This window comes from Erwinia endophytica (genome assembly GCF_009295515.1).
Lineage (GTDB): Bacteria > Pseudomonadota > Gammaproteobacteria > Enterobacterales > Enterobacteriaceae > Erwinia > Erwinia endophytica.
In genome coordinates this window covers 19,383-37,567 of record NZ_RQVV01000012.1, presented here as the reverse complement: position 1 = coordinate 37,567, position 18,185 = coordinate 19,383, and the positions used below count along the sequence as shown (strand labels likewise).

33 protein-coding genes are annotated in these 18,185 nt (G+C 49.1%); 30 read left to right on the top strand and 3 right to left on the bottom strand.

Annotation, left to right across the window (positions count from 1 at the left end):
* Positions 1 to 76 precede the first annotated feature (76 nt).
* From EH228_RS04580 to EH228_RS04490, 18 genes are all read left to right on the top strand, one after another.
* Complete coding sequence (locus tag EH228_RS04580) at positions 77 to 1,018, top strand: replication protein (protein ID WP_152320501.1); 942 nt, start codon at positions 77 to 79, stop codon at positions 1,016 to 1,018.
* A complete protein-coding gene (locus tag EH228_RS04575; protein ID WP_152320500.1) occupies positions 1,018 to 1,611 on the top strand; it encodes a DUF6475 domain-containing protein in 594 nt (197 codons plus the stop codon). Before EH228_RS04580 ends, EH228_RS04575 begins: the two co-directional genes overlap by 1 nt.
* Positions 1,611 to 1,844 (top strand): hypothetical protein, encoded by a 234-nt coding sequence (locus EH228_RS04570; RefSeq protein ID WP_152320499.1) that lies wholly within the window; start codon positions 1,611 to 1,613, stop codon positions 1,842 to 1,844. Before EH228_RS04575 ends, EH228_RS04570 begins: the two co-directional genes overlap by 1 nt.
* A 184-nt stretch (positions 1,845 to 2,028) precedes the next feature.
* On the top strand, positions 2,029 to 2,250 hold the full coding sequence (locus EH228_RS04560; RefSeq protein WP_240116223.1) for a DUF7301 family protein: 222 nt from the start codon (positions 2,029 to 2,031) through the stop codon (positions 2,248 to 2,250).
* 198 nt (positions 2,251 to 2,448) lie between these two features.
* Positions 2,449 to 2,706 (top strand): Lar family restriction alleviation protein, encoded by a 258-nt coding sequence (locus tag EH228_RS04555; protein ID WP_193323270.1) that lies wholly within the window; start codon positions 2,449 to 2,451, stop codon positions 2,704 to 2,706.
* A 12-nt stretch (positions 2,707 to 2,718) separates the two neighbouring features.
* Positions 2,719 to 3,165, top strand: coding sequence for a recombination protein NinB (locus EH228_RS04550; RefSeq protein WP_152320496.1), 447 nt, complete (start codon positions 2,719 to 2,721; stop codon positions 3,163 to 3,165).
* Complete coding sequence (locus EH228_RS04545; RefSeq protein ID WP_152320495.1) at positions 3,162 to 3,707, top strand: phage N-6-adenine-methyltransferase; 546 nt, start codon at positions 3,162 to 3,164, stop codon at positions 3,705 to 3,707. Before EH228_RS04550 ends, EH228_RS04545 begins: the two co-directional genes overlap by 4 nt.
* The gene (locus EH228_RS04540; protein ID WP_152320494.1) at positions 3,704 to 4,009 is read left to right on the top strand and encodes a MarR family transcriptional regulator; all 306 of its coding nucleotides are present in this window, start codon (positions 3,704 to 3,706) and stop codon (positions 4,007 to 4,009) included. The genes EH228_RS04545 and EH228_RS04540 overlap by 4 nt, the downstream gene beginning before the upstream one ends.
* The gene (locus EH228_RS20790; RefSeq protein WP_152320493.1) at positions 3,972 to 4,142 is read left to right on the top strand and encodes a NinE family protein; all 171 of its coding nucleotides are present in this window, start codon (positions 3,972 to 3,974) and stop codon (positions 4,140 to 4,142) included. The genes EH228_RS04540 and EH228_RS20790 overlap by 38 nt, the downstream gene beginning before the upstream one ends.
* On the top strand, positions 4,139 to 4,369 hold the full coding sequence (locus EH228_RS04530) for a hypothetical protein (protein ID WP_152320492.1): 231 nt from the start codon (positions 4,139 to 4,141) through the stop codon (positions 4,367 to 4,369). The genes EH228_RS20790 and EH228_RS04530 overlap by 4 nt, the downstream gene beginning before the upstream one ends.
* On the top strand, positions 4,369 to 4,500 hold the full coding sequence (locus EH228_RS20785; RefSeq protein WP_152320491.1) for a protein NinF: 132 nt from the start codon (positions 4,369 to 4,371) through the stop codon (positions 4,498 to 4,500). The genes EH228_RS04530 and EH228_RS20785 overlap by 1 nt, the downstream gene beginning before the upstream one ends.
* Positions 4,493 to 4,798 carry a hypothetical protein gene (locus EH228_RS04520; RefSeq protein ID WP_152320490.1) on the top strand — a complete coding sequence of 102 codons (306 nt, stop codon included), beginning with the start codon at positions 4,493 to 4,495 and terminating at the stop codon, positions 4,796 to 4,798. Before EH228_RS20785 ends, EH228_RS04520 begins: the two co-directional genes overlap by 8 nt.
* Positions 4,791 to 5,423, top strand: coding sequence for a recombination protein NinG (locus EH228_RS04515; protein WP_152320489.1), 633 nt, complete (start codon positions 4,791 to 4,793; stop codon positions 5,421 to 5,423). Before EH228_RS04520 ends, EH228_RS04515 begins: the two co-directional genes overlap by 8 nt.
* On the top strand, positions 5,420 to 5,839 hold the full coding sequence (locus EH228_RS04510) for an HNH endonuclease (protein ID WP_152320488.1): 420 nt from the start codon (positions 5,420 to 5,422) through the stop codon (positions 5,837 to 5,839). The genes EH228_RS04515 and EH228_RS04510 overlap by 4 nt, the downstream gene beginning before the upstream one ends.
* Complete coding sequence (locus EH228_RS04505; RefSeq protein ID WP_152320487.1) at positions 5,836 to 6,222, top strand: hypothetical protein; 387 nt, start codon at positions 5,836 to 5,838, stop codon at positions 6,220 to 6,222. Before EH228_RS04510 ends, EH228_RS04505 begins: the two co-directional genes overlap by 4 nt.
* Entirely contained in the window at positions 6,219 to 6,605 is a 387-nt protein-coding gene (locus tag EH228_RS04500; protein ID WP_152320486.1) for a hypothetical protein, read from the top strand. Before EH228_RS04505 ends, EH228_RS04500 begins: the two co-directional genes overlap by 4 nt.
* Positions 6,602 to 6,724, top strand: a complete 123-nt coding sequence (locus tag EH228_RS04495) for a YlcG family protein (RefSeq protein ID WP_152320485.1) — start codon at positions 6,602 to 6,604, stop codon at positions 6,722 to 6,724. The genes EH228_RS04500 and EH228_RS04495 overlap by 4 nt, the downstream gene beginning before the upstream one ends.
* On the top strand, positions 6,721 to 7,209 hold the full coding sequence (locus EH228_RS04490) for an antiterminator Q family protein (RefSeq protein ID WP_152320484.1): 489 nt from the start codon (positions 6,721 to 6,723) through the stop codon (positions 7,207 to 7,209). The genes EH228_RS04495 and EH228_RS04490 overlap by 4 nt, the downstream gene beginning before the upstream one ends.
* A gap of 599 nt (positions 7,210 to 7,808) precedes the next feature.
* On the opposite strand, the gene EH228_RS20140 is transcribed toward EH228_RS04490, so the two are convergent.
* The gene (locus EH228_RS20140) at positions 7,809 to 8,381 is read right to left on the bottom strand and encodes a helix-turn-helix domain-containing protein (protein ID WP_193323269.1); all 573 of its coding nucleotides are present in this window, start codon (positions 8,379 to 8,381) and stop codon (positions 7,809 to 7,811) included.
* A 39-nt stretch (positions 8,382 to 8,420) separates the two neighbouring features.
* Positions 8,421 to 8,801, bottom strand: coding sequence for a hypothetical protein (locus EH228_RS04480; protein ID WP_152320483.1), 381 nt, complete (start codon positions 8,799 to 8,801; stop codon positions 8,421 to 8,423).
* Positions 8,802 to 9,083: 282 nt separating this feature from the next.
* On the opposite strand from EH228_RS04480, the gene EH228_RS04475 reads away from it, so the two are divergent.
* From EH228_RS04475 to EH228_RS04440, 8 genes are all read left to right on the top strand, one after another.
* Positions 9,084 to 9,332: a phage holin gene (locus tag EH228_RS04475; RefSeq protein WP_193323268.1), complete on the top strand. Its 249-nt coding sequence runs from the start codon at positions 9,084 to 9,086 to the stop codon at positions 9,330 to 9,332.
* The gene (locus tag EH228_RS04470) at positions 9,332 to 9,817 is read left to right on the top strand and encodes a lysozyme (protein WP_152320482.1); all 486 of its coding nucleotides are present in this window, start codon (positions 9,332 to 9,334) and stop codon (positions 9,815 to 9,817) included. The genes EH228_RS04475 and EH228_RS04470 overlap by 1 nt, the downstream gene beginning before the upstream one ends.
* A complete protein-coding gene (locus tag EH228_RS04465; protein WP_240116222.1) occupies positions 9,814 to 10,368 on the top strand; it encodes a hypothetical protein in 555 nt (184 codons plus the stop codon). Before EH228_RS04470 ends, EH228_RS04465 begins: the two co-directional genes overlap by 4 nt.
* Positions 10,343 to 10,633, top strand: coding sequence for a hypothetical protein (locus EH228_RS04460; protein WP_152320481.1), 291 nt, complete (start codon positions 10,343 to 10,345; stop codon positions 10,631 to 10,633). Before EH228_RS04465 ends, EH228_RS04460 begins: the two co-directional genes overlap by 26 nt.
* A 184-nt stretch (positions 10,634 to 10,817) precedes the next feature.
* Positions 10,818 to 11,507 carry a Rha family transcriptional regulator gene (locus EH228_RS04455; protein ID WP_152320480.1) on the top strand — a complete coding sequence of 230 codons (690 nt, stop codon included), beginning with the start codon at positions 10,818 to 10,820 and terminating at the stop codon, positions 11,505 to 11,507.
* 168 nt (positions 11,508 to 11,675) lie between these two features.
* Positions 11,676 to 12,002: a GrlR family regulatory protein gene (locus EH228_RS04450; RefSeq protein ID WP_152320479.1), complete on the top strand. Its 327-nt coding sequence runs from the start codon at positions 11,676 to 11,678 to the stop codon at positions 12,000 to 12,002.
* 158 nt (positions 12,003 to 12,160) lie between these two features.
* Complete coding sequence (locus tag EH228_RS04445) at positions 12,161 to 13,093, top strand: hypothetical protein (RefSeq protein ID WP_152320478.1); 933 nt, start codon at positions 12,161 to 12,163, stop codon at positions 13,091 to 13,093.
* Between the two features lie 518 nt (positions 13,094 to 13,611).
* Positions 13,612 to 13,794 carry a hypothetical protein gene (locus tag EH228_RS04440; protein WP_152320477.1) on the top strand — a complete coding sequence of 61 codons (183 nt, stop codon included), beginning with the start codon at positions 13,612 to 13,614 and terminating at the stop codon, positions 13,792 to 13,794.
* Here the strand turns inward: EH228_RS04440 and EH228_RS04435 are convergent.
* Positions 13,791 to 14,051 (bottom strand): hypothetical protein, encoded by a 261-nt coding sequence (locus EH228_RS04435; protein WP_152320476.1) that lies wholly within the window; start codon positions 14,049 to 14,051, stop codon positions 13,791 to 13,793. The two genes, EH228_RS04440 and EH228_RS04435, sit on opposite strands and share 4 nt — an antisense overlap.
* 65 nt (positions 14,052 to 14,116) lie before the next feature.
* Here EH228_RS04435 and EH228_RS04430 point away from each other — a divergent pair, with 65 nt between their 5' ends.
* The 4 genes from EH228_RS04430 to EH228_RS04415 are packed head-to-tail and all read left to right on the top strand — an operon-like array spanning position 14,117 to position 18,172.
* Positions 14,117 to 14,554: a terminase small subunit-like protein gene (locus EH228_RS04430; protein ID WP_152320475.1), complete on the top strand. Its 438-nt coding sequence runs from the start codon at positions 14,117 to 14,119 to the stop codon at positions 14,552 to 14,554.
* Positions 14,547 to 15,794, top strand: coding sequence for a PBSX family phage terminase large subunit (locus tag EH228_RS04425; RefSeq protein WP_152320474.1), 1,248 nt, complete (start codon positions 14,547 to 14,549; stop codon positions 15,792 to 15,794). Before EH228_RS04430 ends, EH228_RS04425 begins: the two co-directional genes overlap by 8 nt.
* 10 nt (positions 15,795 to 15,804) lie before the next feature.
* Complete coding sequence (locus tag EH228_RS04420; RefSeq protein WP_152320473.1) at positions 15,805 to 17,238, top strand: DUF1073 domain-containing protein; 1,434 nt, start codon at positions 15,805 to 15,807, stop codon at positions 17,236 to 17,238.
* A 37-nt stretch (positions 17,239 to 17,275) separates the two neighbouring features.
* A complete protein-coding gene (locus EH228_RS04415) occupies positions 17,276 to 18,172 on the top strand; it encodes a phage minor head protein (protein WP_152320546.1) in 897 nt (298 codons plus the stop codon).
* The last annotated feature ends 13 nt before the right edge of the window (positions 18,173 to 18,185 follow it).

Genomic DNA, 18,185 nt, shown 5'->3' with positions numbered 1-18,185 from the left:
AATCGATTTCTGAAAAAATTCAGCGAGGTAATTATGCCAGGAATAACTGGATATGTAAACAGGGGAGGGTCAACTCATGGCAGAGCCAGCCCTTAACAATGTCAGAGCAATAAGACCTGATTTGCAGGTCGTGGAGCGCCGCGTGGTCGATACCGATAATGGTTATACCAGAATCGCTAACGAGCTGCTTGAGGCTATCGCAAGTGCCGATTTAACGGCCCGGCAGTTAAAAATAATGCTGGCCTACATCCGTAAAACCTATGGCTTTAACAAGAAAACAGATCGCATTGCCGACGAACAGATAGCCCTGCTTACAGGCATATCTCGCCAGAACGTCAACAAGGCAAAAAAAGAACTGATTTCAATGAATTGCCTTCTGATGGATGGAAATCAAATCGGTGTTAACAAGGAGGTTTCAGCGTGGCAATTCAGCAAGTGTCTCCAAGTTAGCAACCTTGTCTCTAAACCAGAGACACGGAATGTCTCTAAGTTAGAGACAAACGAAGTCTCTAAGTCAGAGACACACAAAAGACATACTCTAAAGACAAAGAAAGACACTAATGCCCCTATAGTCCCCACGGGGGACGTGAAAGAAAAAATAACCCCGCAAGTACCCATTGAATCGCCACCACCTGAACAGCCTGTTGTTGATCCGGTCAGGCAGGTATTCACCCACTGGCAGGCCGAGCATAACCACCAGGCATCAAAACTCGACGACAAGCGCAGAAGACGGATCAAAGCCCGACTGGCTCAGGGCTTCACGGTTGACGAACTTTGCAAGGCGATCACTGGTGCCAAATTCGACATCTGGCTGATGGGCAAAAACCCGTCTAACAAGCGTTATGACGGTATTGAGACGCTGCTCAGAGACGCTGCTCAGGTTGAGAAACTGCGTGACCTGGCCGACAACGAGCATGCAAGGGCGATAGCCGAAGGTCAGTACACTGCAACCACCGCACGTAACCTAGACACCCTTCAGCGCTGGGCCGGGGCCAAAGACACAGGAGCACCGTTCTGATGATTGATTCTGAAAAACCAAAGTTCGCTCAGTCGATGGCCGCCATTGGCGAGATTTACGGCAAAGACATATCCGAGGTGATGATTGGTATTTACTGGAACGCCCTGAAGCCATACCCGATTGAAGACGTCTCCAGATCATTCCAGGGGCATACCCGCGACACCGACAACGGTCAGTTCTTCCCGAAACCCGCTGACCTTCTGCGTCATATCGAGGGCAACAAAGATGGCAAGGCGTTATTGGCCTGGTCGAAATGCCATAAAGCAATTTGCAGCTATGGCCGCCGTAACAGTGTTGTATTCGACGATCCGATTATCCACGCAATTGTCGCTGACATGGGCGGTTGGGTTGAGTTTGCCGGGATGACTGAGGACGAAATACCGTTCCGCGCCAAAGAGTTCGAAAAACGGTATCGGGCCTACCTGCTGACCGGAATACAGAAATGCGAGAGCGTTCTGATTGGCATGGATGATGCGCAGAACATCCGGGCAGGGTTCCAGAAAGAGCCGCAGCCGTTTCTGTTGGGTGACCGCAGCAAAGCTAAGCAGATCCGCAATGGAATGTACCTGATAGAAAACAAGGGGGTGGCCTGATGAACAAAACACAACTATCAATACTTGAACGAGCTTTTGCTGCTGAGACAGATCCTGATAGTCCGGGACTAATCAACTCGTGGTCGGAGACGACAAAACGTCTGGCGCGTGACGGCTATCTTGCGTTCGAGTCAGTGAGGTTGAAGGGGTTTGTCGAACTCGCTGGCTATCGGATAACCAGCGCTGGGGTGAGTGTTATTAACAGCGTACAAAGTCATCGGGTGAAACCATGATAATCGCCAAAATAATCGGGGTCGGCTGGATGCTGGTGTGGTTCTGGACCCTTTTGCGCTCATGCATAAATCTGACTTTGGAGGGGAAAGACCCTTTCGCGGCACTCTTCGCACTCGCCTTAGCCTGGTTTGTTATCGGCTTCGTGCCTGTAGCAATCGTAAAATTTGGATGGAGATACATCGGATGACCACAGCACAAGAGCTTATCCGCATCGACATAACCGAAAGTGGACGTCAGATGCAGCAGTATTACAAATCATCATCTCTCCCGTTTGCGGAACGCCGAAAGCACAAGCCCAAGGGGTGCCAGTATCGGCGTGACCGGGTGCTGCACAGCATCATGAGGCGGGAGATGGAGAAGGCGTTATTTTTGTTGGCCGAGCCAGCGCGTAAGGGAGGGGAGTGATGGAGGGCATTGTAAAATGTGCGCTTTATGCACTATCTGAAATGCATAAATCAGCTGACTCATGGACGCGGATCCAATCTAAGTGGCATTCAGTTTTCCAGCGAGGATATATAAGTCGCCAGGCGCTTAGATCAAAATGCCTTGGCTTAGTTTTTCATGACCGAATTCTTACCGGTCAACCTATTGAGAGGTGTGATCATGACCAACGATGAGCTTGAGATGAAGCCTTGCCCGTTCTGTGGTGGCGTAGATTCTGACTGCTTTACTGAGGATGGAACAGGGGAAGGGCAGTACTGGTATTACGTTGAATGCAGGAGATGCGATTCTCGCACTGGATTCCATGAGACTGATGGAGCTGCTATTACCGCCTGGAACACCCGCGCCAATCTGGAGAAGAGTGATGGTGCCCTCATCAATGAGGATACCAATGCAGGCATATCCATTAAGGGAGATTAGAGGAGGTAGACCATGGCTAAAAAGCCGAAGTATTACCTTGCTACCGACGCCCAGAAACAAAACGTAATCCAGATTATCCGCGACCTGCCTACTGACCTGAAACACCCCCTCGTTGTCACCATCTCAGAAATGACCCGTTCAGTCGCTCAGAACGACAAAATGTGGGCCATGCTGACTGACATTTCAAAACAGGTCGAGTGGTACAGCAACTGGCTGGAACCGGAGGAATGGAAACACGTGATAACCGCCGCGCTAAAGGGACAGAAAACTGTTCCAGGCATTAACGGCGGTTTCGTTGTTCTGGGGCTGTCTACCAGCAAAATGACCATCCGCGAGATGTGTGACGTTATCGAATGTGCCTACGCATTCGGTACTGAGCATGACGTTAAGTGGAAGGACGAAACAATATTGGCCGACGAACTGGCGAAGCGGTTCGGCGATAGCAGGAGTGCAGCATGACTGATAAATCAAACACCGCAGCAGAAATCAAGGATGCCTGGCAGACGCCGCCAGAGATATTTTTAGCGCTCAATGCTGAGTTCAGTTTCACCCTGGATGCAGCGGCTGATGCAGATAACGCGTTGTGTCGGCATTACATCACAGAAGAACAAAATACACTCGAAACATCGTGGAAAGCCGCAAAGCCTGACATCCCCGGCTACGTATGGCTTAACCCTCCGTACAGCGATGTTTGTCCATTTGTACAAAAAGCAGCAGCGGAGAATGCAGATAACGCTATCGGCTGCGTGATGCTGCTGAATTCTGACACCTCAGTTGGCTGGTTCCGCGAGGCGATCAGTTCGGCGCATGAAGTCAGATTTATCACCGGAGGACGACTTTCTTTCCTGAACGCCACAACGGGTAAGCCAGTATCGGGAAATAACAGAGGGCAGATGCTTGTTATCTGGCATCCATGGCCGCGAACCCATTGTGAGTTTAAAACCGTTGATCGTGATGTGCTGATGAGATTCGGCGCGAGACTGATTGAGAGGGCAGCATGAGCAAATTACAGATAGCAGTAATTGAGGCACTGGAGTCTGGCGAATGGATGACAGTTGCTGAGATAGCGGCGGGGTCGGGGTTCAAAAAGTCATCTGTCAGTGTGAAATTAACGTGGCTGTGCGGGAAAGGGTTGGTTTTCAAAAAAGACGATCCTACCCGCATAAACGGGTCAATGTTTAAAAAAGGCAACACACAGTGCGAGTTCGGTGTTAGCGAAAGAATGTCCGAGTTTCAGCGATTAATAGGAACCGTGAGGGCGGCAAATGCGACAGAACGTCAGCATAACCTATCTCATCTGTGAGCACGCAAAACTAAGACGACCCCGCCAGAAACGCACATCCCGAAAAATACCCACCGAGAGCCAGGTAACCACATTTGAATATGTGGATGGCTTGCGTGCGCGTGTGGCTGACAAAACGAGGAAGAGCAGATGACAGATAAAAGCAGCGAATATGCAGATCGCCTCAGTGACTTACTTGATGATATGGAATCGGATGGTGTCGACTCTGTAAACATGATGATGAGCTGGATAGCCGGATACGTTGAGGGAGTGACAGGAGACAGCCCTGATACAGAATTTTTCTGGCAATTTGAAGACAAGTCAATCGTTATTGGATTTGAGGACGGTCTTCATGAAGGGACTATAGTGAGGTTGCACTGATGAACGAGCAAATCTGCGCCGGTTGCGGCACGCCATTATCAACAGATGGAACATACGTTTGCGATAGCTGCACATCGTTCTACGAAATGACTGATCCGAATACTGACATGAGAGGGGAAGGGGATGAGTGAGTTAAGAGCCGGAGGGCTTGCGATTTTGATCGGTGGTGACCCCGAGGCTGTTGGCACAGTGGTTACGACTGTGAGACTCGTTGCATCGAGTGAAGTTATTGCACTGCCTAATGGTCGAAAATTCTCTAATGGTGGTAGCGTCAGATGGCTTATTTACTCAGAAAAGTTACAGGTGAGGCTGGGTGATGGAACCCTGCTTAACGACTGGGCGCTATGTTTCTCGCATTTTCTGATGCCCATCGATGGTAACGACTTCCAGCGTGAAGGTGAACGACAGAAGGAATTGACCAATGGCTAAAGGCATAACGCCGAAGCCGCCGAAACTGAAAAAGTGCCCAATCTGTTCAACTGAATACACCCCCCGAAGTTCTCTCCAGAAAGTCTGCCACAACTACAAATGCGCTATCGCTTTCAACAAACAGGTTGATGAGCGTAATGCTGCGCGTGAGCAGCGCAAGCAGGAGAAGTTGCAGCGTGATGATTTGCGACAGCGAAGGGAAAGGCTTAAGGGGAAACCGGAGTGGAACAGAGAGGCTCAGGCAGCGGTTAATCGGTACATTTTTTGGCGTGATTATGGAGACCCCTGCATATCCTGTGGTAGGCCTCTGAATTACGGCGTTCGTGGCGGCGCAGTAGATGCCAGCCATTATCGTTCTCGTGGCGCAGCGCCCTGGCTCCGCTTCAATGTTTTCAACAACAACGCGAGCTGCGTCCACTGCAACCGCGACTTATCCGGCAATCCGATCCCCTATCGCATCAACCTCATCGAAAAGTTTGGCCTGGGCACGGTTGAGCGCATAGAGCATGACAACAAGGTTCGAAAATTCGACATCGAGTACCTGAAACGTGTGAAAACCATATTCACGCGCCGGGCTAGTCATTACGAAAAACTCCGCAAACGGCAACAGGAGCAGGCAGCATGAAACTGACAAAATCCCAGCGAGCTGAGCTTAGAAATAAATTTAGCGGCAGATGTGCATATTGCGGATGCGAATTGCCAGAAAGGGGCTGGCATGCTGATCACGTTGAGGCTGCGCTACGCAAATGGGAGTTTAGCCCACGACAGGCTAATGGTGTCCGCCGTGCCATTGCAACAGGCGAGCACTGGCTACCTGAAAATGACGTGTATGAAAACCTGTTCCCTGCATGTGCTCCATGCAATCTGTTTAAAGCCACATTCAGTGTTGAATCATTCAGAAATGAAATAGCGCAGCAAGTCTCCAGAGCCAGAAGGCATAGCGTCAATTTCCGCACTGCTGAGAGGTTTGGTCAGGTACATGTAACGGAATCACCCATCGTTTTCTGGTTCGAGAGATATCAGAAGGAGCAGGCAGCATGAGCACTCAAAACACCATGTCTCTACCTGAAATCTACAGCAGACGGAACGTATCTCTCTCAGATATTCATCAAGAAAACCTTAATTTTCTGGAATCTGAAAGGATCAAATCCGTAAAAGAAAGAGCAGCTACTTTTTCCAGTGGTTACGAAGCTGTGGGAGTGATCTTTAAAAGACAAAGCCCGCTTTATTGCTATGTATCTCATCTTAATGGATGCACTGAAATAGATGCTTACGGCTATACGATTGACCTAATTAGGCTGAAAACATTCAAGAAGATAGAAAAAGGATACAGGCACTACCACGCGCCAATTCTTGTTACCGGCCTGGAATCATTTGGGTCGAGAGTTCTCATAAGAATTTATTGGGAGGGGATGCCAGCATGACAACAGAAACCGAAGACGAGTTAAGTAATGTCCTGGCGTTCCCAGCGAGGGAAGAGAGTGAGAAAAACAGCTTGCCTTTTTTGCCCGAGGGAACGGGTAAGCGGCTCTGTCCTCACGACATTGTTTGGGTTAATGAACAGGATCGTCAGGTGCGGTGTCGTCGCTGTGAGTTTGTTCTCGATCCATTTGTCTACATGCTCTCTGTTGCGAAAAAAGAGACCCAGTTGGCTGACACAGTTAAATATCTCCGACAGGAGGAAAAGCAGCGTCGTCAGAACATCGAAAAGTTGATTCAGATTGAACGAAACGCAAAGGCCCGGATCCGTAAAGCCGGGCATAAAGAACCATTGCCACTCTGGCAAAACGAGAGGATAGAGCAATGACTGACTACCTGCGCCATAAATGGCAATTGTTACGTCTCTACAAAAGCAAGCACTCGTTTATGTACGACTACAAAATCCTGCAAAATTTCAGCCATCTGATGAAGTGGAGGACGTTGTGACTGTCCGTGAACTGAGCCTGACAAAAGAACAGCACGACTGGCTTAATGGCTGGCTGGAGCTGTGGGGCGCATGGGTCTACTCAGGCAGGCTGGAAAAACGCCAGAGCAGTGTGATAGCGCAGTATATGGCAACGGTAGAGCCTCAGCCTGGTATGTCTCGTCCGATATGCAATGACGATGACGGAATGTTGATTTCTCAGGTCGTAGATTCCGTCATGTGCATTGACAAAAAGGCGTTTGGTATTTTGCTGAGCTACTACGCGCATGGTTCATCTGAATACGCCATTGCAGTGTATATCCACAAGGTTGCAACTCCACGCAAAATCGCAACGAGGGGAGGGAACCGGCTGAAACGCCCGTCGATGTCTACCTGTCGCCGGGAGGTGAGCGAAATTCTGGCCGCAAGTCAGTACATGATCTATTTCCCGCTGCTAAAAGCGATGAACGAACGGAAAAAGGTAAATAAAATTGGGAAGGTTGCGTAGAACGTGTTGACATTAATGAACAAATGAGCAATCATTATTGCATAAGCTGCCGTACGTGTTCTTAGGGACATCACGGCGGCTTTTTTTATGTCTGAAATCTGCACAACAGAGAAAAACATTCAGCGGGTGCTTTTGAGCGCTTTAGAGACGTTGAGTGTTTTTCTCGTTGTGGTGAATATCGAATCACAGGTTGCCCAATATGGTGAAAGGTCGAAAGACTGAGGACAGAAAGGCCACCACAACAACCCGTACGGGATTTGAAGACCTGCAAAGATTGCGGATCGGCAGGCCGCACTCTGGATGGGTGCGTTGATGTTGATAAAGACCATCGCTGCCGGTCGCAGATAATATTTAGGGTCTGCATGCTGGCTTGCGGTGGCACCAAATTCACCCCGGTACTGACGAGTACGGAAGCTATCGCTTAAGGCGCGGGGTGACCAATAAAATCCCCGCCGTGGCGGGGAACAATTCATGCTCACTTCGGTTTAGCCCCGCTAATGCGGGGAACAATGTTTAAGGTGAGAGTGAATGTGGTTTATCCCCGCTGACGCGGGGAACGTTGATAGTATTACAGGCAGTGGACGATGTTTAGCGGTTTATTATTCGATATCGAACCATAAACCTGCATTTTTATACTGTTCTGTTTTTTTATCATTATATTTTGGGATCATATTATGGTCGTCCAGAACATCAATCATGCCGCCGATCCCGATCTCCGCCTCAATCGCCTGGCATATTGCAATATTTTTTGGGAGTGCCCTAGCGACGTGCTCGGCTCCCTCATCACATGCATTCGCTGTTCTGGTGTCTGTCATGTTGCGGAATGAGTTATCAATTTTTCGAACAATCCGATAACAATCTTTACTTTTTGTTCTGATATTTTTCAGGATCAGGACTGTTCCATTATCATTTTTATGAACGATTTTGTAATCAACGAGATACATAGACAATTCCTTTTTGTTGGTTTCATGTTTAATGAGTTCAGCGATCATCTGCTGTCTGTTTTCCAGAGCTGCGAGCAAATCTTTTTTTATTCCAGATGGAATTGCTGATTCACCGGATATCCAGCGGCGGACAGTACGATACGTAACGCCGAGTAGCTCGGCGGTATCAGTCTGCCATCTGTCGCCGAACAGCAATTTGCCAGCGGATTCTAAAAATTCGGGCGTCATATTGTTTCCTGTTACGCCCCGTTTCCGGGGCGCTGTTAATCAGATAATTGGTGTCATGTTTGATACGAACTGCTGAGTGTTGCAGTCAAAATAACTAGCTGTGCTGCATAATTTGTATGCCTTACTGTTGCTGATTTCCTGACCGTTCAGCATTGCGCTTTTTATGTTGCCGGTTTTGTAGTGCTGGGTTTTGAGTCCGAAAACAGCCTCATAATGTTCTGCTTTTATATAGATTCGACGATAGTCACCTTTTTCCCAAACGTGCATCCCCATGTCGATCAACTTTTCTTCCATTGTCTGGGTCAGTGACGCGTAAACAGATTTAAGAGCGAGAGAAAAAGCGATCTGATAGCAGCCCACGACAGCGTTAGTTGATTTAGCGATTTCGTGTGCTGTTTTGAAGATTTCTGATTTAGTCATTTCGAAAACCCTTCTGGTTTATTGGCCGGGCCTTATGCCCCTGCCGATGAATAGATACTACCATTGTCATAAAACCATGACAAGTACTTTTGTCATAAAAACATGACATTCACCACATAACACGCGATAAAGCGGGGTCGCGCCCGCATCTATTCAAGGGCTCACATCGGTGGGCCTTTTCTTTTGCGCCTCCCGAATCAATAACAACATTCCCTGGTTAGTCGGGACGGCGCACTTTCCTCTTTCAACAATACACACAGCCCCCGATGACGGGAGGTACGGATGATCAAAATCATGCCAGATAAAATCGCATCAGCAGCGAGTTATTGCGTATCCGGCACCCTGGTATGCGGGGGTAGCGTGTCGCAGTGGATACATAGTCTGGACTGGAATCAGGTGGCAATAGTGAGTGGCGTTGTTATTGGTATCGCTACGTTCATTGTTAACGTCTGGTACAAACATCAGATGTTGAAAACATACAGAAATGCGACCTCCAGGGGGATACTTTCTCCTCCTGGGCAGGAGGATTAATGGCTATTTCTCCTGCGCTGCGCAACAAACTGATCGCAGCATCTGCCGGTGGTGCCCTGGCAATGGCCGCAGTTTTAATACCGAGTCTGGAAGGCGTTGAGTATAAACCGTATAAAGATGTCGCTGGCGTGTTGACTGTTTGTTACGGCCATACAGGTAAAGACATTATGCTCGGCAAGACGTACACAGAGCAGGAATGTAACGCCCTTCTGGACAAAGATCTGCGCACAACTGCTGCACAGATTGACCCGTATATTAAGCGCCCGATCCCTGACATGACCCGCGCTGCGTTGTACTCATTTGCGTACAACGTTGGCGCTGGCAATTTCAAAACCTCAACACTGCTGTACAAAATCAACCAGGGAGATACCGCTGGCGCATGCGATCAGCTGCGTCGCTGGGTTTATGCTGGTGGCAAGAAGTGGAAGGGGCTAATGAATCGACGCGAGATTGAGCGCGAAGTCTGCAACTGGGGGCAATCGTGAGCAGCATCAAATGGTCAGCGGTTGCCGTTCTGGTTCTGTTGCTGACAGTTATTGGTCTGGTGATGGTGGCCCTGCATTATCACGGAAAATCGGTAACAGCTCAGGCCAGCATCAAACAGCTTCAGCGCGAAACGGCAACACAGACAGCAATTATCTCCACTCAGGCACTGAGTTTTCAGCGCGCGAACGAGATAGCGGCCACCGCACAGCAATACACAGCGACAATCACAGGCAACGCGCAGGAGAAAGAGATTGAGTACAGAACAATTCTCAAGAAACAGCCGACGTGCAGTCTCGCTATTTCTGCTGATGTTGCTGACCGGTTGCTCGACTACGCGAACAGTCTACGTTCCAGCGCAATGCACCCCGATACCGTCAAATCTGACAGCGCCAGTCCTGCCACCGCTGCCCCCGGCACAATGACCTACTGTCAGGCTGTGTTGTGGATAGATCCACTACTGACAGCCATTGACCAGGCAAACAATCAACTCTCTGCAATCCGGCAGATAGAGAAGGATCGGCAGAATGCAAAATCTCAAACAACTCCTTAACTGGCTGAAGAGCCTGTTCATCAAATCAAAAGAGGCAACAACAATGACCGACACTACAGCAGCAGACACTACAGCGACCACGGCAGAGACAGTAACAGTAACGACTGAGCCGGTGGTCACTACTACTGAGACAGCCGACTCTGAGCCAGTTCTGTCAGATTTAGAGCGATTTGCAGCAAAACTGAAAGAGCTGGTTGAAACAGCAGGCTCGCAGGCTCATGCGTATTTTGATGATCTGGTCGAGCTGGCTAAGAAGTTGATCTGATAGCCCCGAGACATAACGAGGTCGCCACCGGGCGGCCTTTTTTATGCAGTAAATCCCCCGCGCATCGCAGCGCATTTCAACTCAGAACTTTTCAGGATGACCCTTGAGGAACCGGCTGGCTGTCGGAGCCTTCTGAGGGCCGTTTTCCTGTGCGACAAGGTTCATCACTAAAAAGGTAATTCCGATGAAACACCTGATTAAGATCGTCAAAGGAACTCCAGTTGTTAGCACTGAAGTCATCGCGGCTGAATTTGGTCGACGCCACGATAACGTGATGCAAAACATCCGGTCGTTAATTGAGACGGAACATTTAGGTGCCCTTGATTTCAAGGAGACCTCTTATGTTGATAAATCAAACAGGTCAAAGCCTTGCTTCGAACTTACCGAACGTGGGTTCCTGATTGCCATGCCATTCATTGGCGGTGATAAAGCAAGGGATGGTCAGGTTCGCCTGGTGGATAGCTTCATCGAGTACCGGGAGAAAGCCAGAAAGGAATCGCTGATTCAGGCAGAACGAGATTTGGCCCGAGTAGAATACCGGCCAATGACCAACGCCATCAAGAGCAGTAGAGAATCAGAAGGGAAAGAGGCTGAGCATTACCACTTCAGCAACGAAGCCAACATGATTAACCGGATCGTACTCGGCACAACGTCCGCAAAGTTCAGAAAAGAGAATGACATCGGCAAAACCGAGGCTATTCGGGATTACCTGACCGCTGAACAAATCAGGGCAATCACGGAACTTCAGCGTGCAGATACGGTGTTTATCACCATGGGCTGGGACTATGACAAGCGGAAGGCAGAGCTTACAAGCATGTTTGAGCGTAACCACCGCCAACCGCTGATAGAAGAGCAGCACCGACTTGCAGCATAAAGGCGTGATTTCTCCACCATTTACTGAGAGCCACTTTCACAACGGCTCTTAAACCCGGCGCATGGGAACAGTTAGCCACACTGCAAAGTGTAGAAAAATCAGCAATTGATGCCAAATTGTTGGTGATATAATGCTCACGCCATAAGGCATAACCACTTAGGAGTGAGCATGAAAGACGGAATTTATAAGCTTATTTTTGATACTAATGTTAACCAGAATGGTCAGTTAGGCGGGATTGTCATTGTAAACAATGGATCTATCAATGGCGGTGATGATGTTTGCTTTTACAAAGGGGAAGTAAAAGGTAACAAAGCTTTCGTTAAGTCGGTACCGTACAACAAGAATGATACCAATGCATTTAATGGGACAGGGACATCAGACCTTGAGTTGTCTATTGATGGGGATGGTGATCATTATAAATTCAAAGGCCATATTAAAAATGATCAGTCAAAAACTATCAGCGGGAAAATAACTTTCCTAAGTAATCTGGCATGAAGCGAAAGCAAGCCGCCTCCGGGCGGTTTTTTATTACCTGCAATACAGGGTGTTTTCACTGAGAATGCCCGATATTGCTGATTTAAATAAAATCTCATGGCAAAAATCACGGCTATGTATCAACTGAATCAGCACAAAGTTCTAAAAAAGGGGCAAAAATGATAAGCATTCCCGGCGCTCCGATCATTGGTGGTGATGCCAACCCCGGCGTATGGACTCCTGATTCTGTACTCATCGGCGCTCAGCAGTCTAAGCCGTTTTACTCAATCGACATGACCGCTGCAACGCTCGACTCACGCATAACATATACCGGGCCAGAGTACATCACGTTCGGTAGCGCCAGTGCATTCGAGTTTGCATCTGAAAACACCTGGGCTGTTGAGTATCGCAATAGTGTTCCCGCTGGCAGAATTGAGTTGAATCACGCGACATCAAATTTAGTGACCAGCATCAGCACATCAGGGATAACGAACACTCAACGCGGAACAGGCTGGACAGAGTACAGAGAAACTGCTTCAACGGGAGAACATGCGCAACTACTCGATTTCACCGCGGGGGTTGTCACTGCTCAGTTCGTTTTCAGGCACATCGGTCGAGAAAACTTGGCATTTCGTGCGCAGATAATTAGCGACGGTGTTTACTCTCAAATCGGAATAAACAACGGTGAAATCAGTTATCAGAGCCCCGAATTTTCACGGGCAGAAATAATCAGCATTACAGATGAGATAAAAGTGCTGACAGCCAGTTTTAGTGCTGTTGCGGGAACTGCGATGTTTTGCGCATCTGATAGCGTAATCACGAACGATGATCAGCCGGTTTATGCTGGCGATACTGAAAAAGGATTTGATCTGTTTTTCGATGGTCAAATTGAATCCGGAGACATATCAACATCACCAATTGAAATAAACATCACTGGTGAAACATATGCAGCACAGTCAGCGGTCATTGACACAAGTGATGCCGAATCAATAACGCTCGTCTACAAATTCGGCGGCAGCAAAACGTACAAGACACCAGGCAACACTTTCATACTGCCGACAGCTGGCAAGAACTGGCAGCGCCGGTTAATTAAGAGGATCGACTTTCGATGAGTACTGAACGCATTACGCTGACACAAACGCCGGTGCAGATAACGACTGGTGAGAACAGTGCTCACATCACTGTAACTGACGGATTCGTTGTGTACGCAGATGATGCAGACAGCGATGCGTGGCACCGGGCAGGTCGTGTAGTGAATGTCACCCCTCCTGTAACGCTTTGGATGAAAGTTGGCTCTGGGGAATACGGAGCTGTCACAGTGACCACATTCACCGAATAGCATTCACCACGCGCAGGCCGTCGCCGTCCTCTGTGTTAGCTATGACCGTTCAACTCCTGCACGCCAGCGCACAGAGCGAATCAAAAACGCCGATACCGTGTCTCCTGAGCTGACAACCAGGAGTGAGCACTCATAGTCGCCCGTCGCTGCGATGGTAGATGAAAGCGAATTTATAATATTCTGTTTATGGTGTCGTACAGGCACAGATAGCAGAACAAACATAATGGATATGGGGTTCATGGTCAGGGAATTTACGAGAGTGATATAAACCCAGACAGTGGATAATTCTAAATGACTACATATCAAATCACAGTAACAACTAAATCTGGTGAAACCCATGAGGGGCTGATGAACCGATCACAGCCTGAACTGGTTAACGGTTTCGTCGGGCTATCCAAAGAAGACGGCTCATGGATTTACCTGGCACCGGACGACGTACTCAAGATGGAGTACGTTCCGCAGGATGGTAGTTAGGCCTTCTTGAAATTTTCTTTCGCTTCATTAATCAAATCGGAAGCAATGCGAAGGCTGTTTGGGTGACTTTTCCCTATAATTCCCTCAACCAGTTGTCCGACCTCAATCAAACCCTGATTGGTTTGTTCTTGTTTAGCTAGATAGGTCATGATGGCAACCAAAAGCACTTCGTGTGCGATGCCATGCTCTTTATCGGTTGTTTCATGACGGACTGCACTGCCTGAAGATCTGTAACTAGAAAGATTGAACGTAGACATAAGCTCTCCTTAGTGTTGAGCTCTTACTATCAATCTAATCAATTTTAAAAACAAACGGAAAATTTATGGCGACCAAGAAAAAGACTGGCCGCCCTTCTGATTATTTACCAGAGGTGGCGGATGATATTTGCTCTCTGCTTGCCGATGGTGAAAGTCTGCGCAAGGTATGCGAACGTCCCGGCATGCCTAACAAGACCAAAGTGTTTCGCTGGCTGCGTGAGCATGAAGACTTTCGTGACCAGTACGCAAAGGCAACTTCCATTCGTGAAGACGCGATATTCGAAGAGCTGGTAGAGATATCCGATGACGCCACCGAGGAAAGCGCAGCTGTAGCCAAGGCCCGCTTGCGTATCGATACGCGTAAATGGGTTCTGTCTCGCATGAACCCCAAGAAGTATGGCGACAAACTTTCTCAGGATATCGACGTGAAATCTTCAGACGGAAGCATGTCGCCGAAACCAACGACAATTCAGCTTCTGCCGGTAGAGCCTAAACATGAGTGATACCGTTCAGCTTCCGATACCCGCTAAGCTCGCCCCGTTGTTCACTGCTCCAAATAAGCGCTATCGCTGCTCTCATGGTGGTCGTGGTAGTGCAAAAACTCGCACATTCGCACTGATGACAGCAGTTAAGGCGTATCAGTCGATGATGAACGGTGAGTCAGGGGTAATACTCTGCGCCCGTGAGTTTATGAACTCGCTGGAAGAGTCGAGCATGCAGGAAGTCAAACAGGCAATACTTGGCGTCCCGTGGCTGGCTGCACAGTTTGATATTGGCGAAAAGTACATCCGCACTGTCGATAAAAGCGTTAATTACGTTTTCTCTGGACTGCGCCACAACCTCGACAGCATCAAGTCTAAGGCTCGCATCTTATTGTGCTGGGTGGACGAGGCTGAATCGGTCAGTGAAGTAGCCTGGCAAAAACTTAGCCCTACAGTGCGTGAAGAAGGCTCAGAAATATGGGTGACGTGGAACCCTGAGCGTGATGGTAGTCCTACTGACAAGCGATTCAGGAAAGAAGCTGGGGATGATTGTGTAACTGTCGAGATGAACTACACGGATAACCCCTGGTTCCCTGACGTGCTGGAAGGGGAGCGTCAGAGCGACCGTAGGCGGCTGGATGACCAGACCTATGCATGGGTATGGGATGGAGCATATCGAGAGAACAGCGACGCTCAGATACTGGCCGGGAAATATCGTGTTGAAGATTTCGAGGCGCAACCTGAATGGGATGGGCCTTACTATGGCATTGACTGGGGCTTCTCACAGGATCCGACTGTTGGCGTAAAATGTTGGGTACATGAGGACAGGCTATTGATTGAGTATGAGGCTGGTATGGTTGGGCTTGAAAATGATGACATTGCTGATTTCATGATCCAGAGAATACCAGGAATTGAGCAGCATGTTGTCAGGGCTGACTCTGCACGCCCGGAAACAATCAGTCACGTCAAACAGGACGGCAATGGCAGACGTGCATGTCTGCCTCGCATCACTGGTGTTGAGAAGTGGAAGGGTAGCGTAGAGGATGGAATAGCACACCTGAGAAGCTACAAAGAAATTATCATTCACCCTCGTTGTACTGGCTGGTTGAAAGAAGCTCGACTCTACAGTTACAAGACAGATCGCCTGACTGGTGATGTCCTCACCGACATCATTGATGCCCATAACCACTATATGGACGGCACACGCTACGCTCTGGCTCCACTGATAAAACAGCAGACAACCGGCGCAATATTTTTCTAAGGAGCAATCAGTGACTGAACAAAGCAACGAGGTCGAATTCCTCGTTAATGCGCTGGCTGCATCCATCGGACGGCAGCGTGCGCTCTATGCTGGAGCGATTAACGGCAATACGAAACGTACAAAACTCTGGGGTGAGTTCGGCTATCCAGACGGTCTGGAGTTTGACCTGTATTACCGCGCCTATGAACGTAATGCCGTGGCTCATGCAGCAGTGCATAAACTACTGGACTCATGCTGGACTGATAGCCCAACTGTTATTGATGGGGATGAGTCGAAAGAAGCGAGCAAAACCACGCCGTGGGAAACTCAGGTAACCAAACTCCTGAAGAAGCACTGGGCTAAAATTAAAGACGCCGACCGGCGAAACTTAATCGGAAGATATTCCGCGCTACTCATTCAGTTTCGCGATGGCAGAGAGTGGAAAGAGCCAGTTGACCGGAATGTAGTCGGCAGGCTGAAAGACAAATCTATAGTTCGGCTGATCCCCGCATGGGAATCACAAATTCAGCCTGGTAATTTTGATATAGACACAATGTCAGAGACCTACGGTCAGCCAGTTAAATACATGTTTAACGAGCAGCCGGTTGGAGATGATGGTACTTATGGTCCAGTCCGTAGCGTGGATGTCCACCCGGATCGCATCATCATCATTGCTGAAGGCTCTGAAGACGAGAATATGCTGGCAGGCGTCCCGTTGCTGCGTGCCGGATATAACAAAATACTGGACCTCGAAAAGATTTCCGGTGGTAGTGCTGAAGGTTTTCTGAAGAACGCCAGCCGCCAGTTAGGTATAGCGTTCGATAAAGAAACAGATCTTAATGTTCTGGCGAAACAGGCTAAAGAGGCCGGGTTCAATAACATCGGTGACGCGCTGAACGAAAAAATAGCAAGGATGAACCGCGGGACAGATGCTGCGCTGGTTATGCAGGCTGGCACGCCGTCTGTGCTGTCTGTTGCTGCTGCCGATCCTGAACCTACGTGGACAGTGGCGGCTAACGAATTTGCTGCATCAATTCAGATACCATTCACTATCCTGTACGGTCAGCAGACCGGGCGGCTCGCCTCCGACGAGGATAAGACGGACTGGGCGAAGCGCTGCAATACCCGTCGCTGGGGGCATCAGACCGCACTGATTACCAGTCTTATTGAGCGTTTCTGGATGATGGGTGCTATCGACCCGCCATCTACTGGAGAGGTCACTCTCGCATGGTCTGATCTGCTGGCTCCGAGTGAGCAGGAGAAGATCGCGAACATGCAGGCGATGGCAGATGTTGCGCAGAAAACACAGGCGGCATATGGCACTCCGGCAATCACTCAGAATGAAATACGCGCTGTCGGTGAACTGGAGCCAATACCTGAAAATGAACTGCCGCCAGAGGTGCCACCGGGAGACCCGTTAAGTGACGACGAAACTGATCAGGACACCGGTGATACCACGCAATAAAGCCGACCCAACCCAATCCGCGCGGCCAGTTAGCCGGATGTTCCGCGACATCGAAAACCGTTATTACCAAATAAAACTGGCGATGAGGCGGCTACTCGATGAGAAACTGACGGGCAGGGCGCAGGCCAGCAATAATCAGTCATACGCTGTGCATGGCAATGTTATTTACCAGGTTAACGCCGGTACGTATATCTATGACATGACCGCAGCGCAACTGGCTGATCTGTTGCAGCGCGTGCAGATGATCCTGGATAACAATTTGCTGGATGGCGGCAGCAATAACCTGTGGTCGCTGGAATACATCATTGCTGAGTACGAACGCGGCACACATCAGGCGTTTACTAATCTGTCTGTGCAGTCACCCATCTACGAACAGCAAACAACGCTAACTCAGTTGCTAAGCCGTCCTGCATACCTCAATCAGATCGCCGCCACCAGCGTCTCTACGTACAGTGACTGGCGACTGGAGTCTGACAAGGCGCGTGGTGACCTGGCTAACGTGATATCAGATGCGGTTGGCAGGGGTATCAATCCCAGCGAGACAGCAGAGATTGTCAGTAAACGCCTCGATGTATCAATGTCTCGCGCCAAAAACATGGCACAGACCGAACAGGTTGGAGCATTGCGCAAAGCTCAGCGGCTGGAAACGGAATGGTCTCGCGAGAGGCTGGGGCTGAACACTGCCATGATCCACCTGTCCGCATTAAAGCCTACTAGCCGCTCATGGCACGTTGCGCGGCATGGACATATCTACACACCTGAAAAAGTAGAAGAATGGTATGCAGAAGGCGGCAACCGCTACAACTGTTATTGCTCACAGATACCGGTCATTCTCGACGATGACGGAAAAGTAGTTAATCCCGGCATGGTTGAGCGTCTGGCGAAAGAGCGTGCAGCATGGCAACCGGCACCCAAAAAATCAAAGAGTAAATAACCCGCAATCAATG